General features: G+C 61.3%; 25 protein-coding genes and 2 pseudogenes. 12 read left to right on the top strand and 15 right to left on the bottom strand.

Annotation, left to right across the window (positions count from 1 at the left end; translation table 11 throughout):
- Positions 1-97: 97 nt before the first annotated feature.
- Together FHS98_RS18295 and FHS98_RS18290 are read left to right on the top strand one after the other, a co-directional pair.
- Positions 98-319: pseudogene (locus tag FHS98_RS18295) on the top strand (tyrosine-type recombinase/integrase); the annotation flags it as partial.
- A 7-nt stretch (positions 320-326) separates the two neighbouring features.
- A complete protein-coding gene (locus tag FHS98_RS18290) occupies positions 327-1,520 on the top strand; it encodes an IS91 family transposase (protein WP_167108796.1) in 1,194 nt (397 codons plus the stop codon).
- 581 nt (positions 1,521-2,101) lie between these two features.
- Here FHS98_RS18290 and FHS98_RS18925 read toward each other — a convergent pair.
- Positions 2,102-2,248, bottom strand: a pseudogene (locus FHS98_RS18925) (integrase); the annotation flags it as partial.
- Between the two features lie 470 nt (positions 2,249-2,718).
- Between FHS98_RS18925 and FHS98_RS18285 the strand changes: the two are divergent.
- Together FHS98_RS18285 and FHS98_RS18280 are read left to right on the top strand one after the other, a co-directional pair.
- Positions 2,719-2,928, top strand: a complete 210-nt coding sequence (locus FHS98_RS18285) for a hypothetical protein (protein WP_167108793.1) — start codon at positions 2,719-2,721, stop codon at positions 2,926-2,928.
- Between the two features lie 63 nt (positions 2,929-2,991).
- Positions 2,992-3,426, top strand: coding sequence for a hypothetical protein (locus FHS98_RS18280; protein ID WP_167108746.1), 435 nt, complete (start codon positions 2,992-2,994; stop codon positions 3,424-3,426).
- Between the two features lie 64 nt (positions 3,427-3,490).
- Here the strand turns inward: FHS98_RS18280 and FHS98_RS18275 are convergent, their stop codons facing one another.
- Genes FHS98_RS18275 through FHS98_RS18260 form a run of 4 tightly spaced genes read right to left on the bottom strand, consistent with a single transcriptional unit; the run spans position 3,491 to position 4,385 of the window.
- Positions 3,491-3,727, bottom strand: a complete 237-nt coding sequence (locus tag FHS98_RS18275; protein ID WP_243848115.1) for a hypothetical protein — start codon at positions 3,725-3,727, stop codon at positions 3,491-3,493.
- A gap of 5 nt (positions 3,728-3,732) precedes the next feature.
- On the bottom strand, positions 3,733-3,960 hold the full coding sequence (locus FHS98_RS18270; RefSeq protein ID WP_167108790.1) for a hypothetical protein: 228 nt from the start codon (positions 3,958-3,960) through the stop codon (positions 3,733-3,735).
- A 34-nt stretch (positions 3,961-3,994) separates the two neighbouring features.
- A complete protein-coding gene (locus FHS98_RS18265; protein WP_167108787.1) occupies positions 3,995-4,222 on the bottom strand; it encodes a hypothetical protein in 228 nt (75 codons plus the stop codon).
- A complete protein-coding gene (locus FHS98_RS18260; protein WP_167108784.1) occupies positions 4,215-4,385 on the bottom strand; it encodes a hypothetical protein in 171 nt (56 codons plus the stop codon). The genes FHS98_RS18265 and FHS98_RS18260 overlap by 8 nt, the downstream gene beginning before the upstream one ends.
- Before the next feature lie 127 nt (positions 4,386-4,512).
- On the opposite strand from FHS98_RS18260, the gene FHS98_RS18255 reads away from it, so the two are divergent.
- The 4 genes from FHS98_RS18255 to FHS98_RS18240 all read left to right on the top strand — a co-directional run bounded on the left by FHS98_RS18255 (position 4,513) and on the right by FHS98_RS18240 (position 6,696).
- Positions 4,513-5,178, top strand: coding sequence for a hypothetical protein (locus FHS98_RS18255; RefSeq protein WP_167108781.1), 666 nt, complete (start codon positions 4,513-4,515; stop codon positions 5,176-5,178).
- Between the two features lie 153 nt (positions 5,179-5,331).
- Positions 5,332-5,589: a translation initiation factor IF-1 gene (gene infA, locus FHS98_RS18250; RefSeq protein WP_167108778.1), complete on the top strand. Its 258-nt coding sequence runs from the start codon at positions 5,332-5,334 to the stop codon at positions 5,587-5,589.
- A 219-nt stretch (positions 5,590-5,808) separates the two neighbouring features.
- Positions 5,809-6,015 (top strand): hypothetical protein, encoded by a 207-nt coding sequence (locus FHS98_RS18245; protein ID WP_167108776.1) that lies wholly within the window; start codon positions 5,809-5,811, stop codon positions 6,013-6,015.
- Between the two features lie 474 nt (positions 6,016-6,489).
- A complete protein-coding gene (locus FHS98_RS18240) occupies positions 6,490-6,696 on the top strand; it encodes a cold-shock protein (protein ID WP_167108772.1) in 207 nt (68 codons plus the stop codon).
- A gap of 530 nt (positions 6,697-7,226) precedes the next feature.
- Here the strand turns inward: FHS98_RS18240 and FHS98_RS18235 are convergent.
- Positions 7,227-8,138 carry a LysR substrate-binding domain-containing protein gene (locus tag FHS98_RS18235; RefSeq protein ID WP_167108805.1) on the bottom strand — a complete coding sequence of 304 codons (912 nt, stop codon included), beginning with the start codon at positions 8,136-8,138 and terminating at the stop codon, positions 7,227-7,229.
- 113 nt (positions 8,139-8,251) lie between these two features.
- On the opposite strand from FHS98_RS18235, the gene FHS98_RS18230 reads away from it, so the two are divergent.
- Together FHS98_RS18230 and FHS98_RS18225 are read left to right on the top strand one after the other, a co-directional pair.
- Positions 8,252-9,118: a pirin family protein gene (locus FHS98_RS18230; protein WP_167108769.1), complete on the top strand. Its 867-nt coding sequence runs from the start codon at positions 8,252-8,254 to the stop codon at positions 9,116-9,118.
- Between the two features lie 143 nt (positions 9,119-9,261).
- On the top strand, positions 9,262-9,903 hold the full coding sequence (locus FHS98_RS18225) for a hydrolase (protein WP_167108767.1): 642 nt from the start codon (positions 9,262-9,264) through the stop codon (positions 9,901-9,903).
- Between the two features lie 524 nt (positions 9,904-10,427).
- Here the strand turns inward: FHS98_RS18225 and FHS98_RS18220 are convergent.
- The 7 genes from FHS98_RS18220 to FHS98_RS18190 form a co-directional block, all read right to left on the bottom strand.
- A complete protein-coding gene (locus FHS98_RS18220; RefSeq protein ID WP_167108765.1) occupies positions 10,428-11,057 on the bottom strand; it encodes a MarC family protein in 630 nt (209 codons plus the stop codon).
- 58 nt (positions 11,058-11,115) lie between these two features.
- On the bottom strand, positions 11,116-11,727 hold the full coding sequence (locus FHS98_RS18215; protein ID WP_167108763.1) for a hypothetical protein: 612 nt from the start codon (positions 11,725-11,727) through the stop codon (positions 11,116-11,118).
- 2 nt (positions 11,728-11,729) lie between these two features.
- Entirely contained in the window at positions 11,730-12,026 is a 297-nt protein-coding gene (locus tag FHS98_RS18210) for an NADH dehydrogenase ubiquinone Fe-S protein 4 (protein WP_167108761.1), read from the bottom strand.
- A gap of 118 nt (positions 12,027-12,144) precedes the next feature.
- On the bottom strand, positions 12,145-12,660 hold the full coding sequence (locus FHS98_RS18205; protein ID WP_167108802.1) for an Hsp20/alpha crystallin family protein: 516 nt from the start codon (positions 12,658-12,660) through the stop codon (positions 12,145-12,147).
- Between the two features lie 92 nt (positions 12,661-12,752).
- On the bottom strand, positions 12,753-13,232 hold the full coding sequence (locus FHS98_RS18200; protein WP_167108799.1) for an Hsp20 family protein: 480 nt from the start codon (positions 13,230-13,232) through the stop codon (positions 12,753-12,755).
- A gap of 184 nt (positions 13,233-13,416) precedes the next feature.
- On the bottom strand, positions 13,417-13,686 hold the full coding sequence (locus tag FHS98_RS18195) for an usg protein (protein ID WP_167108759.1): 270 nt from the start codon (positions 13,684-13,686) through the stop codon (positions 13,417-13,419).
- Positions 13,683-13,919, bottom strand: a complete 237-nt coding sequence (locus FHS98_RS18190; protein ID WP_167108758.1) for a hypothetical protein — start codon at positions 13,917-13,919, stop codon at positions 13,683-13,685. Before FHS98_RS18190 ends, FHS98_RS18195 begins: the two co-directional genes overlap by 4 nt.
- Positions 13,920-14,191: 272 nt before the next feature.
- Between FHS98_RS18190 and groES the strand changes: the two genes are divergently transcribed.
- Both groES and groL read left to right on the top strand, forming a co-directional pair.
- On the top strand, positions 14,192-14,506 hold the full coding sequence (gene groES / locus FHS98_RS18185) for a co-chaperone GroES (protein WP_167108756.1): 315 nt from the start codon (positions 14,192-14,194) through the stop codon (positions 14,504-14,506).
- A 60-nt stretch (positions 14,507-14,566) separates the two neighbouring features.
- Positions 14,567-16,186: a chaperonin GroEL gene (gene groL / locus FHS98_RS18180; protein ID WP_167108754.1), complete on the top strand. Its 1,620-nt coding sequence runs from the start codon at positions 14,567-14,569 to the stop codon at positions 16,184-16,186.
- Positions 16,187-16,494: 308 nt separating this feature from the next.
- Here the strand turns inward: groL and FHS98_RS18175 are convergent, their stop codons facing one another.
- Both FHS98_RS18175 and FHS98_RS18170 read right to left on the bottom strand, forming a co-directional pair.
- Positions 16,495-17,127 carry a tyrosine-type recombinase/integrase gene (locus tag FHS98_RS18175; RefSeq protein ID WP_167108752.1) on the bottom strand — a complete coding sequence of 211 codons (633 nt, stop codon included), beginning with the start codon at positions 17,125-17,127 and terminating at the stop codon, positions 16,495-16,497.
- An 828-nt stretch (positions 17,128-17,955) separates the two neighbouring features.
- Positions 17,956-18,243, bottom strand: coding sequence for a hypothetical protein (locus FHS98_RS18170; protein ID WP_167108749.1), 288 nt, complete (start codon positions 18,241-18,243; stop codon positions 17,956-17,958).
- Between the last annotated feature and the right edge of the window lie 735 nt (positions 18,244-18,978).

Here is an 18,978-nt window from a genome sequence, read left to right as displayed (position 1 = left end):
GCGCTGTAGCGCTTCCTCGTCGTCTTCATTCCCGTACCAATCCATCAGGTCGGGAGTAGCTTAACACCCTGTCCAGAAAACCGGCACCACCTCAGACATCACCAAACGGGTCGGCCCGCATACGCTGCGCCACAGCTTTGCCACGCATCTGCTGGAAGACGGCATCGACATCCGCATCATCCAGGTCCTGCTCGGGCACGCCAAGCTCGATACCACCGCCTTCTACACCAAGGTCGCGACCCGCACGATGCGCGCGGTGACGAGCCCCTTCGACAAGCTGACCCTAGTCGCGCCGGTCGGAGCCTCGCCCGGCGGCTGAGGCCGCGTTGCGCGCCTCACTCGAGGTCGCCGATATCTTCCGCACCGCCGGCCCCGCATATCGGGCCGCCTATGCCGGGCATCTGAGCCTTCACCAGCTCAAGGTGATGTCGGCGATAGAGCATTGTCGCACCGCCGCGCTCGGCGGGCATGTCGAGGCCTGCACCGACTGCGGGCATAGGCGGGTGGCCTATAACAGTTGCCGCAACCGCCATTGCCCCCGATGCCAGGGTGCGGCCGCGCGCACGTGGCTTGCCGAGCGCGAGGCCGACCTCCTGCCCGTCGGCTACTTCCACGTCGTCTTCACGCTACCCGCCGAGGTCGCCGACATCGCGTACCAGAACAAGGCGACGCTCTACGGCCTGCTGTTCCAGGCCGCATCCGAGACGATGATGACCATTGCCGCCGACCCCAGGCACCTCGGCGCCCGCATCGGCATCACCGCGGTGCTCCACACCTGGGGTTCGGCCATGACCCACCACCCGCACATTCACATGATTGTCCCGGGCGGAGGTCTGTCGCCGGACGGGAGCCGCTGGGTCGCGTTGCGTCCCGCGTTCCTGCTGCCCGTGCGCGTGCTGGGCAAGCTGTTCCGCCGCCTCTTCCTCACCCGGCTGATAGCCCTACATGGCGCCGGGCAGCTCGCCTTCTTCGGCGGCCTCGCGCATCTCACCGACCGACGCGCCTTCCTGCGCCACCTGGCGTCGGTCCGAAAGAAGCGCTGGGTCGTCTATGCCAAGCCGCCCTTCGCTGGCCCCGACGCGGTGCTCGCCTATCTGTCGCGCTACACGCACCGCGTCGCCATTGCGAACAGCAGGCTCCTGCGCTTCGACGACACCGGCGTGACCTTTCGTTTCAAGGACTACCGCCGCGCCGGCACGGACCGGCAGCAGGTCATGACGCTCGCCGCCGACGAATTCATCCGGCGTTTCCTGCTCCACGTCCTGCCCAAGGGCTTCCACCGCATCCGCCATTACGGCCTGCTCGCCGGTGCCACCCGCAAGGCGCATCTCGACCATGTTCGCGACCTACTCGGGGTCGCGCCCCGTGTGGACGACGAGGCGACGGTCGAGCCCGATGACATCCGGCCGCCATGCCCGTGCTGCGGCGGGCGCATGGTCATCGTCGAGACCTTCGAACGCGGGAGCCGGCCTCGCGCACCGCCCGATGGCACCACCGCGACCGGGAGCATGATGCCATGACCCGGCATGGCCTGCCTTCTCCACGCGGCGCAGATCCTGCGTTTCCGGCGAGACGACAGCTTGCGCTATCGACGTCGACTGCCCCGCCAGCGTCGGCGACACCTCAGCAACCACGCAGGCCTCACCACCGGACGCTACCTCCCGTGGCAACGGTCGAAGCAGCCAGCCCGCTTCTCGCCTGCCTGAGCGTCAGCCCCGTCGTGGCGCCGGAAACGAAAACCCCATAGCTCCCCGCTTGCGGCCCGCGGGTTCGGTCCTCGGAGACTTTCGTACGCCTGCCGGCGCCCGAAACTCTTCACGTTTAAAGACTGGCGGCTTTGCGAGGACCAAGTCGGTGAAGCGGCCCTTCTGTTAAGCTTTGTCGACGCTGATCAAGCATCTGACTGTTGATCGGACTTCCCTTGGCTGCGTGCCAACTATCACGTTCCGGGGCAGCGGGCAGGTGCACCCAGACGTTCACAGTCGACCCGTTGTGTGTCCCCTCGTGAATGCTCATTGCGCTCCTCACCGTCCTCCAGCGCGTCGACTTCCCTATCGAGGTGCCGATCGGCTCCTCTCATGGGAGGGAGGAGCCGACGCGATCAGATCTCTGTGCCTTCGGCTAGGGTCAATGCATCCTCAACGTCGATGCCGAGATATCGAACGGTATTCTCGATCTTGGTGTGACCGAGCAGGATCTAAACCGCCCTCAGATTTCCCGTCGCCTTGTATATGATCGACGCTTTGGTGGATCACCTGCTCTCAACCCTGACCGAACAGGATTTATCCCGGCAACGAAGGCCGGTGCCGCTTGTCTGGCTCCGCTGAGAATAAGAAGCATGGCGGCAAGGAAAGGAGCCGCCTCTACCAGCATCGTCCCAGGTGCGCGCAGTCTAGCCGAAGCGCGGCCGGATAGCCAATTCCATATGAAGCGGAGGTGAGACGATGCTTTCCCTGAAGCCGAGAAGGACAGGCGACGTGGGATCCTGTCCGTGCTATAAGGTTTCATCACGGAGTCCTCTCCAGCATCCTCGTGACGGTGGGACGATCAGCCCACGCTCAGCAAGCGAGGCGCCTCATGAACATCGACGAATGGCGGGAAGCTCCGCCGGCGACATTCCTGCTGCCATGTTCGGCGCAGATCATGGCCGCCGTTGCGACAGGCTCGTGCCTGTGAGGGATTCCGAGGTTCCTTCACCGTACGAGCCAAGGAAATAAGATGCCCAAAGCCGCCGTCCGCCCTTATCTGATCTCGAAGGACGAGGACGGAACATTCCGCATCACTGTGCGGACGACGCGATTCAATTCGCAGGGCTATCCGCTCGTCACCGCGAAAGTGGTGGAGGGCCGCTTTCCGACCCTCACCGCGGCCCGCGCCTATGCCCGCGAGGAATTCCGCGCCGAAGCAGCGGACATCGCGACGAAATAGCATCGCCCACGAGCGCGCCTTCAAGGCCCGCGAGTTTTCCTGCTCCTATCGGGGATCAGAGCGTTGGCCATTTGGCTCGAACGCGAAAAGGAACAGCATCATGGCCAAAAGCCAACGCAGGGGAAACAAGGAAACCCGCAAGCCAAAGAAGGCGGCACCACCAAAAACCAATGCCTCGAACCCATCCTTGAAGGGCGTGCCCACGCCCCTCAAGGGCTGATCGGGAGATTGCTCATGGTCCCTTCATCCGCCCTGTGCCGCGCGCAGGAGACTCTCCATCGCCACCGGGCGGCGGATACCCGGCTTGAGAATGTGCGAATTGTTGAAACCACCGCGGCAATGGCCTGGGGCCGCGAGGCGGAAGCGGCGGAGCGGCGGGAACGCCGCCAGAAGAAAGCGACCGGGATCGTCGCTGACGCGATCGACGACATCGCGAACGCCGACGGTATCGAGCTTATGCTGAGCGAGAATCCCGATCGGGCCATGGCAACGCTCTAGGCGGTGTCATGGTCCATCCGGGATCGGTTCGGCCATGCATCCCGCTGTGCCGAACCGCGTCGCGTCAGCCGGACATTCCGGATGGCAGTTCCTGATCCTCGTCTGCATCAAGCCGTCGATCAATCTCCTCTGAAATCAGATCGAGCTGCTCGAACGACGCGATGGCTTCGAAAGTCTCGCCGCCCTCCGTCTCCATGTGCAGCCGATAATTCTCGCGATACGGGGTGATCGCGAAACGCTTCAGTGGTCGGGTCATCATGCTCTCTCGAAAGCGGGAAGGAAGGTCATCAGGCACGGGCATCGAATTCAGACGCTGGGCACAAGGCAGCCGATATTGAAAAAGGTGATATTCCGGGTCATCCTGGCCACTTGGGGATCATCGCCCGCTTCGAGCGCATCCGCGATGCGCGCCCAGATGCCCGCGCTGTGAGAGCAGCGCTCCTTTGTCTGTGGCTGCACGGCGGCCAAGGCTTGCCGGGCCGCGCGCGATGACCATTCCCGATAAAAGCCGATACGCTGCTGGTGGGTGATCACGGGCGCTCACCGTCCTTGTCGTGACGCGACACGATCATTGCGCCGGCACGATGCGGATCAGATGGATCGCATTCGGGGAATCGCGCATCTCGCCGATCGCCGCCTCCCGCACTTCGTCCATGAGCCGGGCATCAAACCCGTCCATTTCCGGCCGCATTTCGATGTCGGTTTCCACGACGAGAATGAGCCGCCGCTCGCGTCCGTCGATTTCCCATTCGTGCCAGCTACGCAGGATATGCGGATTGTTCGGGAGATCAGCCATGGCGTAGCGCGCCCATCAGCGCCATCCGGCGTCGGGCGTTGTAGGCAGCGGCGAGCTTGTGATGGGCGATCCTCGCGCAGCCATCGGATGCCTCGCGCTCGGCGCGGAGCGAGATCGCCTCACGCTCAGCGAAATAGGATGCCTCTATCGATGCATTGCGCATGGCTCGTGTCCCTCTGGCAAGCGGGAGCACGGGCTCTCAGTCACCGAATGCCTGCATGGAGCTGTATCGGCGATGGAGTGACACTACAGCATTGCCCTATGTTCGGCCATCCTTGGCGTGCCTCGGATTGTGCATCTGCTCGGCCATCGGTCGTGCTAGGGATGCCCGGCAACCTCGTAAGGCTTTCGTCATCGCCCACACCCCATCCATCGGCATCGAGCGGGCACATCTTACCTTGCGCGATGCCGCCGCGTTTCTGGGGTCTGGCCTGGGGCGATCGCAATGGACGCCGGTAAGGGGGCGCTATCGGGCGAAGATGATCGGCAACGGGCTACGTGAGCTGGACCGTTTCCTGAACATATTGCTGGACGAGGTGGCGCTCGCGGCCGGTTGGCCTTCCGCCGATGTCCGCGCGCTGACGCGGCTGCACAATACCGGCCTCAAGCTGGACGCAGTCTGCGTGCGGCTCGGGATGCAGCGTGATGATCAGGCCCGGCTGCGTGCGCTTGGACGGTGCCGGGATACCCTCTTTTATTGCGATGGACGGGTGCAGCGCGGGGACACGCGCCACATGCCGAGGCTGACCATGGGGTGGCCTGAAGACACGATCAGCGAGGGAGCCGCCGCCGATCTGCCGGTAGGCGACTATCTGGCGATCACTGCGGATCAGATTGCGTGGGTCTGCCGTTTCTATGCCCGGATCGGCGGCGAATTGGCTCAAATGGGTGCTGGCGGCGGCTTCAATAAAAATTCCAGAATATCGACATCGCCGGTAATGAAGGGCCAAATTTGACGTCGACCTTGCGAATGACGGGAAATGCGTCCATATAGAAGAGGCTGACGTCGCCTGCGACGGAATTTGATGCTGGCGCATCGCCTTCCCTTACATGCTTCTGGCCGCTCCGGGTTTTCGCTCGCGGCGATGTCCGTCTGTAAGGAAATATTTATGGCCAAGGAGGAACTTATGACCTTCGATGGCCAGATCAATGAGATTTTTCCCGATGGCCGTTTCCGGGTGCTGCTGGAAAATAGATGTAGCATCATCGCCTATACGGCGGGCCGTATGCGGCGGGGCCGCATCCGCTCTGTGGTCGGCGATCAGGTGCGTGTCGAAATGACACCCTATGATCTCGAAAAGGGGCGGATCGTCTATCGCGAAAGAGGCTCTGCGCCCTTGCACACCATGCAGCGGAAGCGCCGTTAGCGCGTTACCACCATCTATGCGCGATCTGTTTGCGCCGAGGATTCATGAATTACTATTCCATTTCCGCCCGCCCGTTGCCGGCGCCTCTCCTTCGCCCCGAACTACGTTCGGGGCATCCGGTTAAGCGGCTTCCTGTTCTTTCACGAGCCGAAATCCAGAGAATCGTCGCAGAGGTGCTGGGCTGAGCACGTTGCTGGTCCATTTGCGGGAAGGCCGATCATGTCGACAACGAGCGATTATTATCTTGCCCGAGCCGCAGAATGCGAGCGCGAGGCCGAGACGACCATTCTCGAGAATGTGAAAGAGCGTTGCCTTCGTTCGCGTGAGGCATGGCTGGCCATGGCCAACCGACTCCAGCGCGGCGAGCAAATGCGAAATGATGCAGCAGCGGAAAAGGAGGCTGTTCGGGCAGAGGCTCGCGGATGAAGCGCCGTCCCTTTCCCAGCCACACTTCACATTCGGGGGGCGATTCTTTTGAGCCTCATGCTGGCCGGGAAAGCTGACGGAGACAGCAGAGCCGATCGCGGCATAAGGCCAGAATTGGCTAAGATTTAAATCTCCTCATGCGGCTTTGACGAGCATCAAAATGGACAAATCGGATGGTGAAAATGACATTTTCGCAGAGGGCAGCCCGATGCTCCGGCGCATTCTCTGAAATTATTGCCAGAAAACAGCTCGAGAAATCTGAAAATCATCCGAATTTTATTTTCAGATATTCCGATCTTGAATTACCTTCAAAATGAATGATGGTTTTTTATATTGAATCGCCTATGAAGGCTCTGCTGACGTCGCCTGCGACGGATACCGGGCCACTCAGGTCGCCCTTGTCCCCACGAGCTTCACGAGGCCGGGATAAGCCATGTCGGCCTATGCCCGCACCATGGGCAAGGAACCCAAGAAATGATCATCGGAACCGTCAAATTCTTCAATAATGACAAGGGCTATGGCTTCATCGCACCGGAAGACGGCAGCGGCGACGCTTTCGTGCATATCTCCGCCGTCGAGCGTGCGGGGCTGCGCACGCTCGATAAGGACCAGCGCGTTTCGTATGAACTGGAAACCGATCGCCGGGGCAAGACTTCGGCCATCAACCTCCAGCCGGCCTGAACGGCGAGCGGGGCGCCACGGGGCGCCCCGCCCAATCTGCGCCGGCTCCGTTAAGAGTATAAGTCCCATGAGGCGATAGGATCACAAGATGTGGTAATATCTCGGGGTGTGAATTCGAAAACCGCCGCTCGCGTCCATCATCATAAATGGTGAAAACCTCTCTGAGCAGATCGTTACCGACCCAAGGCAAGGCCACCGGCCCTCGCGAAAGAAGACCGGCAGGAATCGGGAACGGCTCAATAGTTCAAGAACGGCCGACCTGGGGCGCCTTCCTGCTGGGCGGCTTTCTCGGGACGCAGCGGCTGGTCGGTAGTCGAGCCAAGTAGCATCATTCTGCATGACCATTACCAAATCCCGATACCCGCCATTCTTCCAAGGGGATGTTGTGCGGCCCCCAAAAGATGGGCAGGTGGGACGTTTCCGTCGGTCGTCATCCGTCACAGCAACCCAACGCTACTCTCACTCTTTCGAGGTGTTGCGGGGCAGGCCGTGCAGACACACTCGGCACGGCCCCGATACTCGGGCTTCTACTATATGGACGCTCTTTTCCTCGCTTCAGCGCATTCTGTGGCAAGGAAATCCAGCAATGTCCTCACGGAGGGCAGTAATCCTCGACGGGACGGGAAGACGGCGTGGACGATGCCCGCCCGGGGTTGCCAGCCCGGCAGGACATGCACCAGATCGCCCGCCTCCACCTGTCGCCAGACCATCATCGTGGGCAATTGCACGATACCGACCCCGGCCATCGCCGCATCGCGGAGTGCCGCCATGTCATCCGTCACCAGCCTTGGCAGATGGACAACGCTCGCCGTCTGGCCATCCACATGTTCGAGCTGCCATTGATGATCGCGCTGAACGGGGTCGAACGTCATGCTCGGTAGTCGATTGAGGTCGGCCGGAGACACGATTGTCCTGCTGTCCATGAAGGACGGACTGGCCACAAGGCATTGGGTGCTCGTGTCCAGTCGCCGCATCACAAGGTCGGTCTGCTCCAGAGGCGGGAAGCGCACCCGGATGGCGACATCGAACCCTTCGCCGATCACGTCGACCCGCCGATTGGTACTCTCCAGATGGATTTCGATGTCCGGATAGGCTGCAAGAAACTTGGCGAACAGCGCCCCGAACTGGAAGTTGATCAGTGCCACGGGGCAGCTCACGCGGATGACGCCCCGTGGTGCGCTGCGCACCTGCGCAATCACCTGATCGGCCGCCTCGGCCTCCACCAATACAGCCACACAGCGATCATGATATTCGCGGCCGATCTCGGTCACCGAGAAACGTCGAGACGAACGGTTAAGCAACTGCACGCCGAGGCGATCCTCCAATTGCTGGATACGACGGCTCAGCTTCGATTTCTGAAGGCCGGTAGCCCGTTCGGCAGCGGCAAAGCCCCCATGATCCACGACCTGCACGAAATAATAGAGATCGTTGAGATCCTGCATCATCCCATTTTTAGGATGCTGTGTCGGATTTTGCAATCTTCTGGCCACTGCGTTGCAGTGCTACCTGCACCGGAACGGTTGGCGATCAGGACTCGCCACGATGGAGACAGGCCATGAGCAAGACCATCCTCGGTCGCTACGGCAATAATCGCGGCCACTGGGTGGGCGACGGTTTTCCGGTTCGCTCGCTCTTTTCCTACAACAGCCTCGGCCAGCACATCAGCCCGTTCCTACTGCTCGATTATGCGGGGCCGCATCATTTCGAGCCGACGACGGAGCGGCGCGGCGTCGGCCAGCACCCTCATCGCGGGTTCGAGACCGTCACCATCGTCTATGACGGACAGGTGGAGCACAAGGACAGCGCCGGCAACGGCGGCATCATCGGCCCCGGTGACGTCCAATGGATGACGGCGGCGGGCGGCATCCTCCATGAGGAATATCATGCGTCCGCCTTTGCGAAGACGGGCGGCCCGTTCCGCATGGTGCAACTCTGGGTCAACCTGTCCGCGAAGGACAAGATGGTCCCCGGCGGCTATCAGGGGATCGTCTCGGCCGACATCCCGGTCGTCGACCTGCCGGATGGCGCGGGCAAGGGGCGGGTGATCGCCGGCGAACTGCTGAATACAAAAGGTCCGGCGAGGACCTTCACGCCCATCAACGTCTGGGATCTGCGGTTGACCCGCGATGCCGACCTGACGCTAGACCTGCCCGAAGGCCACACCGCCATGCTGGTGGTGTTGACCGGGCATGTGACCGTCAATGGCGGGCAAGAAGCCGGCGAAGCGGAAGTCATCCTGCTCAGCCGTGAGGGGCACGACGTGTCGATCCATGCCAATGGCGACGCAATGGTGCTGGTCCTGACCGGCGAGCCGATCGACGAACCCATCGTCGGCTATGGCCCGTTCGTGATGAACAGTGAGGACGAGATCCGCCAGGCGATCGACGACTTCAACAGCGGCCGCTTCACACAGGCGGTCTGACCGGACGCCCGGCCCTCGGCACAGGGGGCCGGGCGTTCCGGTTTTTACATTCGGGATGGCGGACGCGCCCGCGCCGCCCAGCCGCCGGACAATGGCGTCCGCGTGGAAAGGAGACGGGCGCCTGCAAGAGGAAGGATGAAATCATGTCCAGCGAACCCATTCGCGATCCCAAGGCTGACCGGCTGCTGACTCCGCAGAATGCCGCTTTCATCATTATCGACTATCAACCGGTGCAGGTGAACTCGATCGCATCGATGGACCGGCAGCTTCTCCTGAACAACATCGTGGGATGTGCAAAGGCAGCGGTCGCTTATAACCTGCCAATCGTGCATTCGACGGTGAACGTGAAGACCGGCCTCAACAAACCGCCCGTTCCGCATGTTCACAAGGTGCTGAAGGATTATCCCACCTACGACCGCACCAGCATCAACAGCTGGGAAGACGTGGAATTCCGCAAGGCAGTCGAAGACACTGGCCGCAAGAAGCTGATCATGACGGCGCTGTGGACCGAGGCCTGCCTCACCTTCCCGGCGATTGACGCGCTGGCCGAAGGCTATGAGGTCTATGTGCCGGTCGATGCGGTCGGTGGCACCTCCGTCGCCGCCCATGAAGCTGCGCTGCGACGGATCGAGCAGGCCGGCGGCAAGCTCATATCCACCGTCCAGCTTTTCTGCGAGCTCCAGCGGGATTGGCAGCGCAGCGAAACCGTCCCGGCCTTCATCAACCTGTTCATCGAGACCGGCGGCACCGCCGGTATCCAGTTCTCCTACGACAAGGCGGAATAACCTTGTCGAGTAGCCCCGCCGCGCTTCACTCGCCGGCGGGGCAATGACTCTCGGCGCCTGAGAAATGCGAGCGCCGCTCTCCATAAGAAGAAGTCTCGCGAGACGCCGGGGCTGATCGCGTTCGCACCGTCCGCTTATCTCGTTTCCCTATTGCAAGCGGACTTTCTGCAAGGTCCCCAACTCGGGCGTTCCCGGGGCCATCGCCACCGTGCAAACCGCCGAAGACCGGACGGTCGGCAATTGGGGGCGGCTAAAGAGCGCCGCTATGGCCGACTTTGGGCGCAGAACTGCCGACCGCAACCGACCAACCTCAGTCATTCAGATCGCTTAAGCGAATGGCCGGTGTGGATCGAAGCTGCCGCTCGGGCTAGTCGAGTTTGACCCCTTTTAGCTACCGGAGCTGTAAATTACGATCATGCAAGCAGGCCAAGAATGCCAAGGCATCCAGTTCCGACGCTGACTCGCCTGGGACTGTGCGAAAAGCCGCTTTCCCGCGGCTATTGAATGCGGAACCATAGGAGGGTTCACCGGATAAATGGCGCGCTCCCAAGACCGTCAAAGACAAACTGCGTCGCAAGTCCAGCGAGCAAGACACCCGATATGCGCCGTACCACGTCGGCGCCGGTTGCACCCAACCAGATGACCAGCCTCTCAGCGGCGCGCATCGCGGCATAGGTCAGCGCAAGACAGGCCGCAATCATCGCAAGCACGCCAGTCTCTTCGATCCATCCCTCCGTCCGGCCGGTCAGAAGTACAACAGCCGAGAGCGCGCCCGGACCGGCAATTAAGGGAAATGCTAGCGGGAAGACCGCGATATCGCCGGGACGCTCGGCATCATGACGTTCGCCCTCGCTGATCGACGAGAGGCCAGGTCCGGAAAAAGTTAGGCTCAGTGCCTGAAGAAAGAGCAATATCCCGCCCGCGACGCGAAAAGCCGGCATCGAGATATGGAGCAGACCGAGCGTGAAATTGCCGCCGAGAGCGAAGAGCAGCAGGACCAACCCAGCAATCGCGGTCGAGCGGACCGCAAGATGCGCCCGCTCGCCACGATGGATGCCGGCGGTGAGGCTGGAGAACACCACGGCCGTCTCGATCGGGCCGATTGTGACCAGCAGCATGACGAAGCTGGAGAAGACGTTGGGAGGTACATGCATGGAGGTTGATGGACGCAGGATGAGAGCGGAGGCGGCCAGCGGGCCGCCCCCACTCAAGTCAAATGATGTTGGTCGTACGATAAGGCTCCGCCGTCGCGGTCATACCGGTCTTGGTCACCACTGGGACGGCTGGCCCGGCGGGATCATCGAGACGGGTCGGCACCGGCCTGCGGTTCGTCGAAGCGCAGTCGCCTACGCTGTTCGACACGATCTTGGGCTTCTGTTCCGGCCCATAAGACGTCGCTTCGACGCTCAGGCTACATGTGCCGCTGCCGTCGCTCGTCGAGACGAACTGATAGTGGACGGTTCCCGGCGGCAGTTTGCCGAGCGCCGCGAGATCGATCTTGCCGTTCGCAGATGGCAGCATTGGCTGGAGTGCGCCGATCTCATGGACCATCGCGTCCATGTTGCGGTCCATCGATGCCACAATCTGATCGAATGCGGTAAAGGGTGCCGCGTCAACGGCGTCGAAGAAGTTCACCCGCACGGCCTTCTCAATCGGCGCGACGATCACTTTGGGCGCTACATCGCCCGCATATTCAATTCTGGCGACCGACCCGTCAGGCAGGCCAACCTTCATTACATGCATGTCCCGAGTAGCGGCCAGCGCGGCACCGGCGACTGCCAGTGCTGCGACACCGCTCAGGACGACTGTACGGACCTTACGCATTTCTAGTCCTTTCTCTGCTGTTCGCAGATTTGATCTGGTTTGATCGTTTTCATTGGAGCTAATCGCGACGCCGGCTTGCGGACCTCGAAATTGAGGTGCTGCACGCGACAGTAACGGTCGGCCGCTTCGAAGCTCGGGAATCGCAGAATCACTTGGGCCAGCGGATCGCTGCCGCCCGTCCACCCGGTCAGCGGATCGACAGAGGGTCCCGTTTGCGTCCTAAAGCGCAGCCGCCATTGAACGCGACGCGCCCGGCCGCTTTGATTGGTGGCGACCGGTGTTGGCTCGATGATCGCCAACGCATCCGCTGGCAATGCGCCCGACAGGTGCGCTCCAAGAGCGCCATTGTCGTTCGAGGCCGGTTCTGGCCTTCTTTCGTACTGGACTGGTCCGGGACGCAGGTCCCGGGTCCTATCCTCAAGCGGCCGTGCCATGGATCGGGATCCGACGAACATTCTCGTTCGCCGCCTCCGTCCTGGGGAGCGTCACTACGAGCACGCAGTTCCGGAAGGTCGCGCTCGTCTTATCGCGGTCGATGCCGCGCGGCAGGCCGATGCGCCGTTCGAAGCGACCGTAGCTGCGCTCCGAATAGCCGCGTTCCCTGTCCTCGACCTCGGCCTTCTTCTCGCCGCGGATCGTCAGCGCGCCTTCCTCGACCTCGATGTCGATATCCTTCTCGTCGAGGCCGGGCAGCTCGGCGATAATGCGAAGCTCCTTTTCGGTCTCGGCGAGTTCGATCTGCGGCCATTCGGCTCCGGCGTCGATGCCGGAGAAGGACGGCATCCCGAAGCCACGGAAGACATCGTCGAACAGACGGTTCACCTCGCGGTGCAGTGACAGCAGCGGGTTGCTGTCTGCGCGGCGCTCGCTGGTCACTTGCACGGGCAGCCGGTTTTCCTGCCGGCTCCAGGGAATGAGATCACGAACAGTCATGATGATCATCTCCTCGTTTGGCTGGAAATGGGTATGACCCGCCGGTCGCCGCTCTATGCAGAGCGACGCCGACGAGCCGGTTAGGCATGAAATCAAGCCGCCTGGTGTTCGGCCTTCGGAGCCTCGATCCGATCGTTGGCCGGATGGCCGCCACCGATCTCGATCTTGCGCGGCTTCATCGCCTCGGGGACGACGCGCTTGAGCTCGATCGAGAGCAGGCCGTTCTCAAAACCGGCCCTGCCCACCTCGATGAAGTCGGCGAGCTGGAATCGACGCTCGAAGGTTCGGGTCGCGATGCCGCGATGCAGATACTGGCGCTGGTCGTCCTGGTCGGCCTTGTTGCCGGTGACGGTCAGCTGGTTCTGCTGGGCGACGATCTCGATCTCGTCCGGCGCGAAGCCAGCGACCGCAAGCGTGATGCGATAGCTGTCTTCGTTTTCGCGCACGATGTCGAAGGGCGGATAACCGTCGGTCGGCGTGTCGGCGCGCGTGCCCGTCTCGAGCAGGTCGAAGAGCCGGTCGAAACCGACGGTCGAACGCCGGAACGGCGTGAAGTCGAAATTGGTCCTCATATCCAAATCCTCCAAATGAAGCGATCTGGGCACGAGGAGCGCCGGCAATGTCGGGAGCCAGCGCCCTCTATGTCCCGCCGGACCCGAACACGGCGCCCGGCACACATGAGCTAGGAAACGAAAAATCGCCCTTCAAGATTTTTCGACGAAAAATTTTCGCCGAGGCGAATTGCCGCCCAAGCGCTCACGGGATGGTGATGAGCCCATCGACCGCCCGCCATTCGGTCGGCCGAATCAATCGGTCGTGGGCGATCCTCACCGAATGGAGTGCCGTCCTGATCTCGTGATCCCAATAGCCCAGAAAGTCGAACAGCACCGGAAAGTCGGGCGCCAGGTCATATTCCTGCCAGACAAACAGCTGGAGGAGCGAGGGCGCATCAGGCCGATAATAATGGATCTCGGCGGTGGTGAGCCCATAGCCCTCCAGCTGTGCAAGGAGCGCCCGGTCGCTCATCGCGGCGACGCGCCGCCTGCCGGTGGAGCATCAAGCGCTCGCATGGCGGCGAATACATCGTCGACAGGAACGACACGCTTCGCGCCGGGCGGCCTGCGTAAAGCAGGCTGGTCCTTCACCGCGGACCAGTCGGACGCCCAGGATGCGAGGATCGCACGTTTGACTTCCGGCTCCAGGCTCGGATGGCGCGCGACGTCGAAGGGATGAAGAAAACGGGAAAAAGGTTCGGACATGACCTTGCCTCCTTTCTGTCTGCCGCTCCTTTCTCAGCCGGCCGAAAAGCCGGCAACCGAGAGATTTTGGTCGCGGCCGTCACTTCGTCAAGACGTCCCTCGGCGATGCGGAAGCAAAAAATTCCCTTGGCACTCAGAAATGCCAAGTGCTAAAAATGTGCTGCGCGGGTGCCCGGAGGCGGTTGTCCGTCCCCCTGTGGCCCGCCCGCGACTGCCGTCGCGCGAGCGTCGGCAGATCCAATCATCGCTGAAGCAACAGGAGGTTTTTGCTCATGCATTTTCGTCCCCTTCACGATCGCGTGCTCGTGCGCCGTGTCGAGGCCGAGGAGAAGACGGCCGGTGGGATCATCATTCCCGACACCGCTAAGGAGAAGCCGCAGGAAGGCGAAGTGGTCGCCGTCGGCACCGGTGCGCGCGACAAGGACGGCCAGCTGGTCGAACTCGCCGTGAAAGCCGGCGATCGGGTGCTGTTCGGCAAATGGTCGGGCAGCGAGGTCCGGATTGATGGCGAGGATCTGCTCATCATGAAGGAGAGCGACATCCTCGGCGTGATCGACCAGGTCGTGCCCTTGAAGCAGGCGGCCTGATCGAGAGGCTTTGCTTCACTTCTTCAATCACAATTTTTGAAAGGACAGGAGACGAATACCATGGCTGCCAAGGACGTGAAGTTTGCGTCGGACGCGCGTGATCGCATGCTGCGCGGCGTGGATGTGCTGGCCAATGCCGTGAAGGTGACGCTGGGGCCCAAGGGCCGCAACGTCGTGATCGACAAGAACTATGGGGCGCCGCGCATCACCAAGGACGGCGTGACCGTCGCCAAGGAGATCGAGCTCGCTGACAAGTTCGAGAATATGGGCGCGCAGATGCTGCGCGAGGTCGCGGCAAAGCAGAACGACAAGGCCGGCGACGGCACGACGACGGCGACCGTGCTCGCCCAGGCGATCGTGCGCGAGGGCGCCAAGGCGGTCGCAGCCGGCATGAACCCGATGGACCTGAAGCGTGGGATCGATCTCGCCGTCGGTGCCGTGGTCAAGGATCTCGAGAGCCATGCCCGCAAGGTCTCGGCCAACAGCGAGATCGCGCAGGTCGCGACCATATCCGCCAACGGAGATGAGGAGGTCGGCCGGATCCTCGCGGAGGCGATGGAGAAGGTCGGCAACGAAGGCGTGATCACCGTTGAGGAAGCCAGGAGCCTGGCGACCGAACTCGAGACGGTCGAGGGCATGCAGTTCGACCGCGGCTATCTGTCGCCTTATTTCATCACCAATGCCGAGAAGCTCAAGGTCGAGCTCGACGACCCCTATATCCTGATCCACGAGAAGAAGCTGTCGAACCTGCAGGCGCTGGTGCCGCTGCTCGAGAAGGTCGTGCAGTCGGGCCGTCCGCTGCTGATCATCGCCGAGGATGTCGAGGGCGAGGCGCTCGCGACGCTCGTCGTCAACAAGCTGCGCGGCGGGCTCAAGGTCGCGGCGGTCAAGGCGCCGGGCTTCGGCGATCGCCGCAAGGCGATGCTCGAGGATATCGCCACCCTGACGGGCGGCAATGTCGTCTCCGAGGAGCTCGGCACAAAGCTCGAGAATGTTACTGTCAACATGCTCGGTCGCGCCAAGAAGGTGACGATCGACAAGGACAACACCACGATCATCGACGGCGTCGGTACGAAGACCGACATCGACAGCCGTGTCGCACAGCTCCGCCAGCAGATCGACACCACGACCAGCGACTATGACCGCGAGAAGCTCCAGGAGCGGCTCGCCAAGCTCGCCGGCGGTGTGGCGGTGATCCGGGTCGGCGGCGCGACCGAGGTCGAGGTGAAGGAGAAGAAGGATCGCGTCGACGACGCGCTCCACGCCACTCGCGCGGCCGTCGAAGAGGGCATCCTGCCGGGCGGCGGCATCCCGCTGCTGCGCGCGATCAATGCGCTCGACGGCCTCAAGGCGGCCAATGACGACCAGCAGTCAGGCATCGACATCGTCCGCCGGGCCCTGCGTGCACCTGCACGCCAGATCGCCGAGAATGCCGGCGAGGATGGTGCCTATATCGTCGGCAAGCTGCTCGAGAACCAGGACTATAACTGGGGCTTCAACGCGGCGACCGGCGAATATCAGGACCTCGTCAAGGCGGGCGTGATCGATCCCGCCAAGGTGGTGCGCACCGCGCTTCAGGATGCGGCATCAGTGGCCTCGCTGCTGATCACGACCGAAGCGCTCGTTGCCGAGCTGCCCAAGGAGGAGAAGACGGCTCCGATGCCGGCGATGGACTATTGAATTGACGGGGCCGCGGTCACTGCACCGCGGCCCCATTTGAGCGTTTGGTATGTTCAGAACAGTGGCAGCAGAATCTGTCACCACTTGGTATTCCGCCAGCCAGGGCGTCCGGAAGAGGATGTCTCCAGGCTTCACCGTCGCCTCCCGGAACGTCAGAACTGCCTCAGCAGGGGCATTTGGCAAGCGTGGTTGACACCTCACGGAAATGCGTGGTCAACCAATTCGTGAACGAGCACCGATTACGCGGAATCACGGGAGAGTCTCAAGCGCGGTGAGATCGGCCCTCGCCGAAGCGAGGGGCCGACGGATCAAATCTCGGTGTTCTCGGCAAGGGCAAGCGCGTCTTCCACGTCGATTCCGAGATAGCGCACCGTGTTCTCGATCTTGCTATGGCCGAGCAGAATCTGGACGGCACGAAGGTTGCCGGTTGCTCTGTAGATGATCGATGCCTTAGTTCGGCGCAGAGAGTGCGTGCCATACTCGCTTCGCATCAGTCCGACCCCTGTCACCCATTCATCGACAAGCCGGGCATACTGGCGAGTGCTGAGATGCCCGTTATGATCGACACGGCTTGGAAAGACATAGTCGTCCACCGTGCCGCCCCGCCGCTCGAGCCAAGCCAGCAGGCTGGCGCGAGCGTCTGGAAGCAACTCGAACTGAACAGGACGGCCTGTTTTGCGCTGCATCACGATTGCCCGCGTTCGGATCTGGCCGCCACTGACGAGATCGCCGATCTTCATCTGCACCAGGTCGCAGCCTCGGAGCTTGCTGTCGATCGCGAGATCGAACAGCGCCCGATCTCGCAAACGGCGCGCCTGATTGAGGTAGAATCGGATTTCCCAAATTTGCTTCGGCTTCAGAGCGCGCTTTGCACCGACGGTTCTTCCCGCGTTCCAGACGCGACATTTGACGGCGGTGGGTTCGGCTTCAAGGATCTCCATGATCATTCTCCGACGGCCAGATTGACCATCGGAAGAACGTTTTGGGACTGATAAGCAGGAATGCCCTGGGCACCTGCCGACCAATGCCGGTCACTCCGGCGCTCTAATGGCATTCCTGAATGCCGACCGGCAGCTTCTCCGCTATCCCACGCACCGGCGGCGAGCTCTGAATGTCTCGACGTGGTGGGAAGCGGACATTGCCGGTCATCACCTTTTCACCTAATCTCGGCCGATGTCCCTCTACCGAAAAGCATGGTTGTTTACCGGCTGGACCCTGCTGATGTTCGTCACGACCCCTCTCTGGCTATTCTGGCCTGTTAGTCGCTGGGGAATGGTTGCCGCATTGCCGGGCATGGCGTTTTGGCTCGCGCATGGCGCTGTTTCGCTATGGCTGTTTCGTTGCCCCGTTTGCCGAACTTCCCCGTTCACAACCCGAATGGGTTTCGTGGGTATAAGCCATCCTTGGCCACGCCGCTCCTGTTCGAAATGCAGCCAGGACCTCCGCGCAACGTAGGTCTGCAACTGGGCGCGAACTGCCGGGCAGGTCACGACCCACTTTAAGCCGTTTCCCAGCCCGAGCAGGAGCGTCGACTTCTGACAGAAGCCGACGCTCGAGTGCGGAGGAGCCGACTATCGGCATCGCGCCCAATGCCAGTCATTCAGGGCATCCTCCGTCGATCCTGATAGCGGACATTCGTTCATATGACCGGCTAATATCCCGTGAGTGGCGACTTGGCGGGGGCGCCCGGCCTGGGCCACAGGACGTTCTCAATTATCGCTGGAAGGCGCGCTTCTTGTTGTCGCGCAATAGCACGCGACACTCGCATATCACGCTCCCTCTGCCAGCGCCGCGTCAATCATTGCCGCAAAACGACGCTTGGTGAGCTCCGCGTAGGATATGTGTTCGGGTGCAATAGTTTCTGTCTCGTGTGCTGCCAGAATCATCGCTTTCGTGGGTTCACGCATTTCAACCAACAGGAGGCGAACGTAATGGGCAAACTGCGGCCACTCCTCATTGACGGTCTTCTCAAATGCGTCGCTCGAGGCGTGACCATCTTTAGATAAACGTTCTCGGAGCAGCACGCGCGCTATGCGCTCGATCATGGTGTCGGGCATCGTATCCTCGCTATCATCAATGATGGCCGTGGCGTGGCGTAGATGCTGGCTCGGCACCAGAGTGATGATTCAAATATGGCACTCTCAATTATGCTCTAGGAATTTCCCAGCGGCCATAATGCGCACATTTATTGGAGAAAATATTGATCTACTATAATTTGAGGAAGCTACGATCCTGTATGCCTGACTGCGGATGCTAAGAAACTCGAAATGATGAGGAAATGAAACATGGAGCGGTCGCTGACGGTGCCGAGCGATCCGTTTCAAAGACTCCTTCAGGCTTGGCATCGTCCCTTAATCATTAAATATCGCGTCGAACGTTGCCGACGCGATTGGGCGGGGGCCAGGGCCGTGATTTTTTGCGGCCCTGGTTTTCGAAATAAAAACAAGGCATTGTTTGCGAAATGGTGGCAGTCACCACGCGCAATAGTGAATTTGAAATCGCAATATTATTAACATAATTTAACAATGTTGCGATTTATTTCGTTGCATCGATTCCTGTTGTGCCTGGGGGGGGGGGGGGGCTGATGGCGGATATCGGCAATGATGATCGCCTCACCCAGATGGAGCAGGCGCTCATCTCAAATTTCGGTGAGCGCGCGATCATCATTTGTTCCGGACAACGTCTGGCCTCGCCTCCCTGAGGTGGTCCCGCCTTCTTGGACAGTTTGGCGGCTGAGTTAAGCTAATCCCGGTTGTCGTTCATGCCGCCTGTTTGATCATCAGGTCATGGGG

This window comes from Sphingomonas oligoaromativorans (genome assembly GCF_011762195.1).
Classification (GTDB): Bacteria; Pseudomonadota; Alphaproteobacteria; order Sphingomonadales; family Sphingomonadaceae; genus Solisphingomonas; species Solisphingomonas oligoaromativorans.
This window is presented reverse-complemented; position numbering and strand designations above follow the sequence as displayed.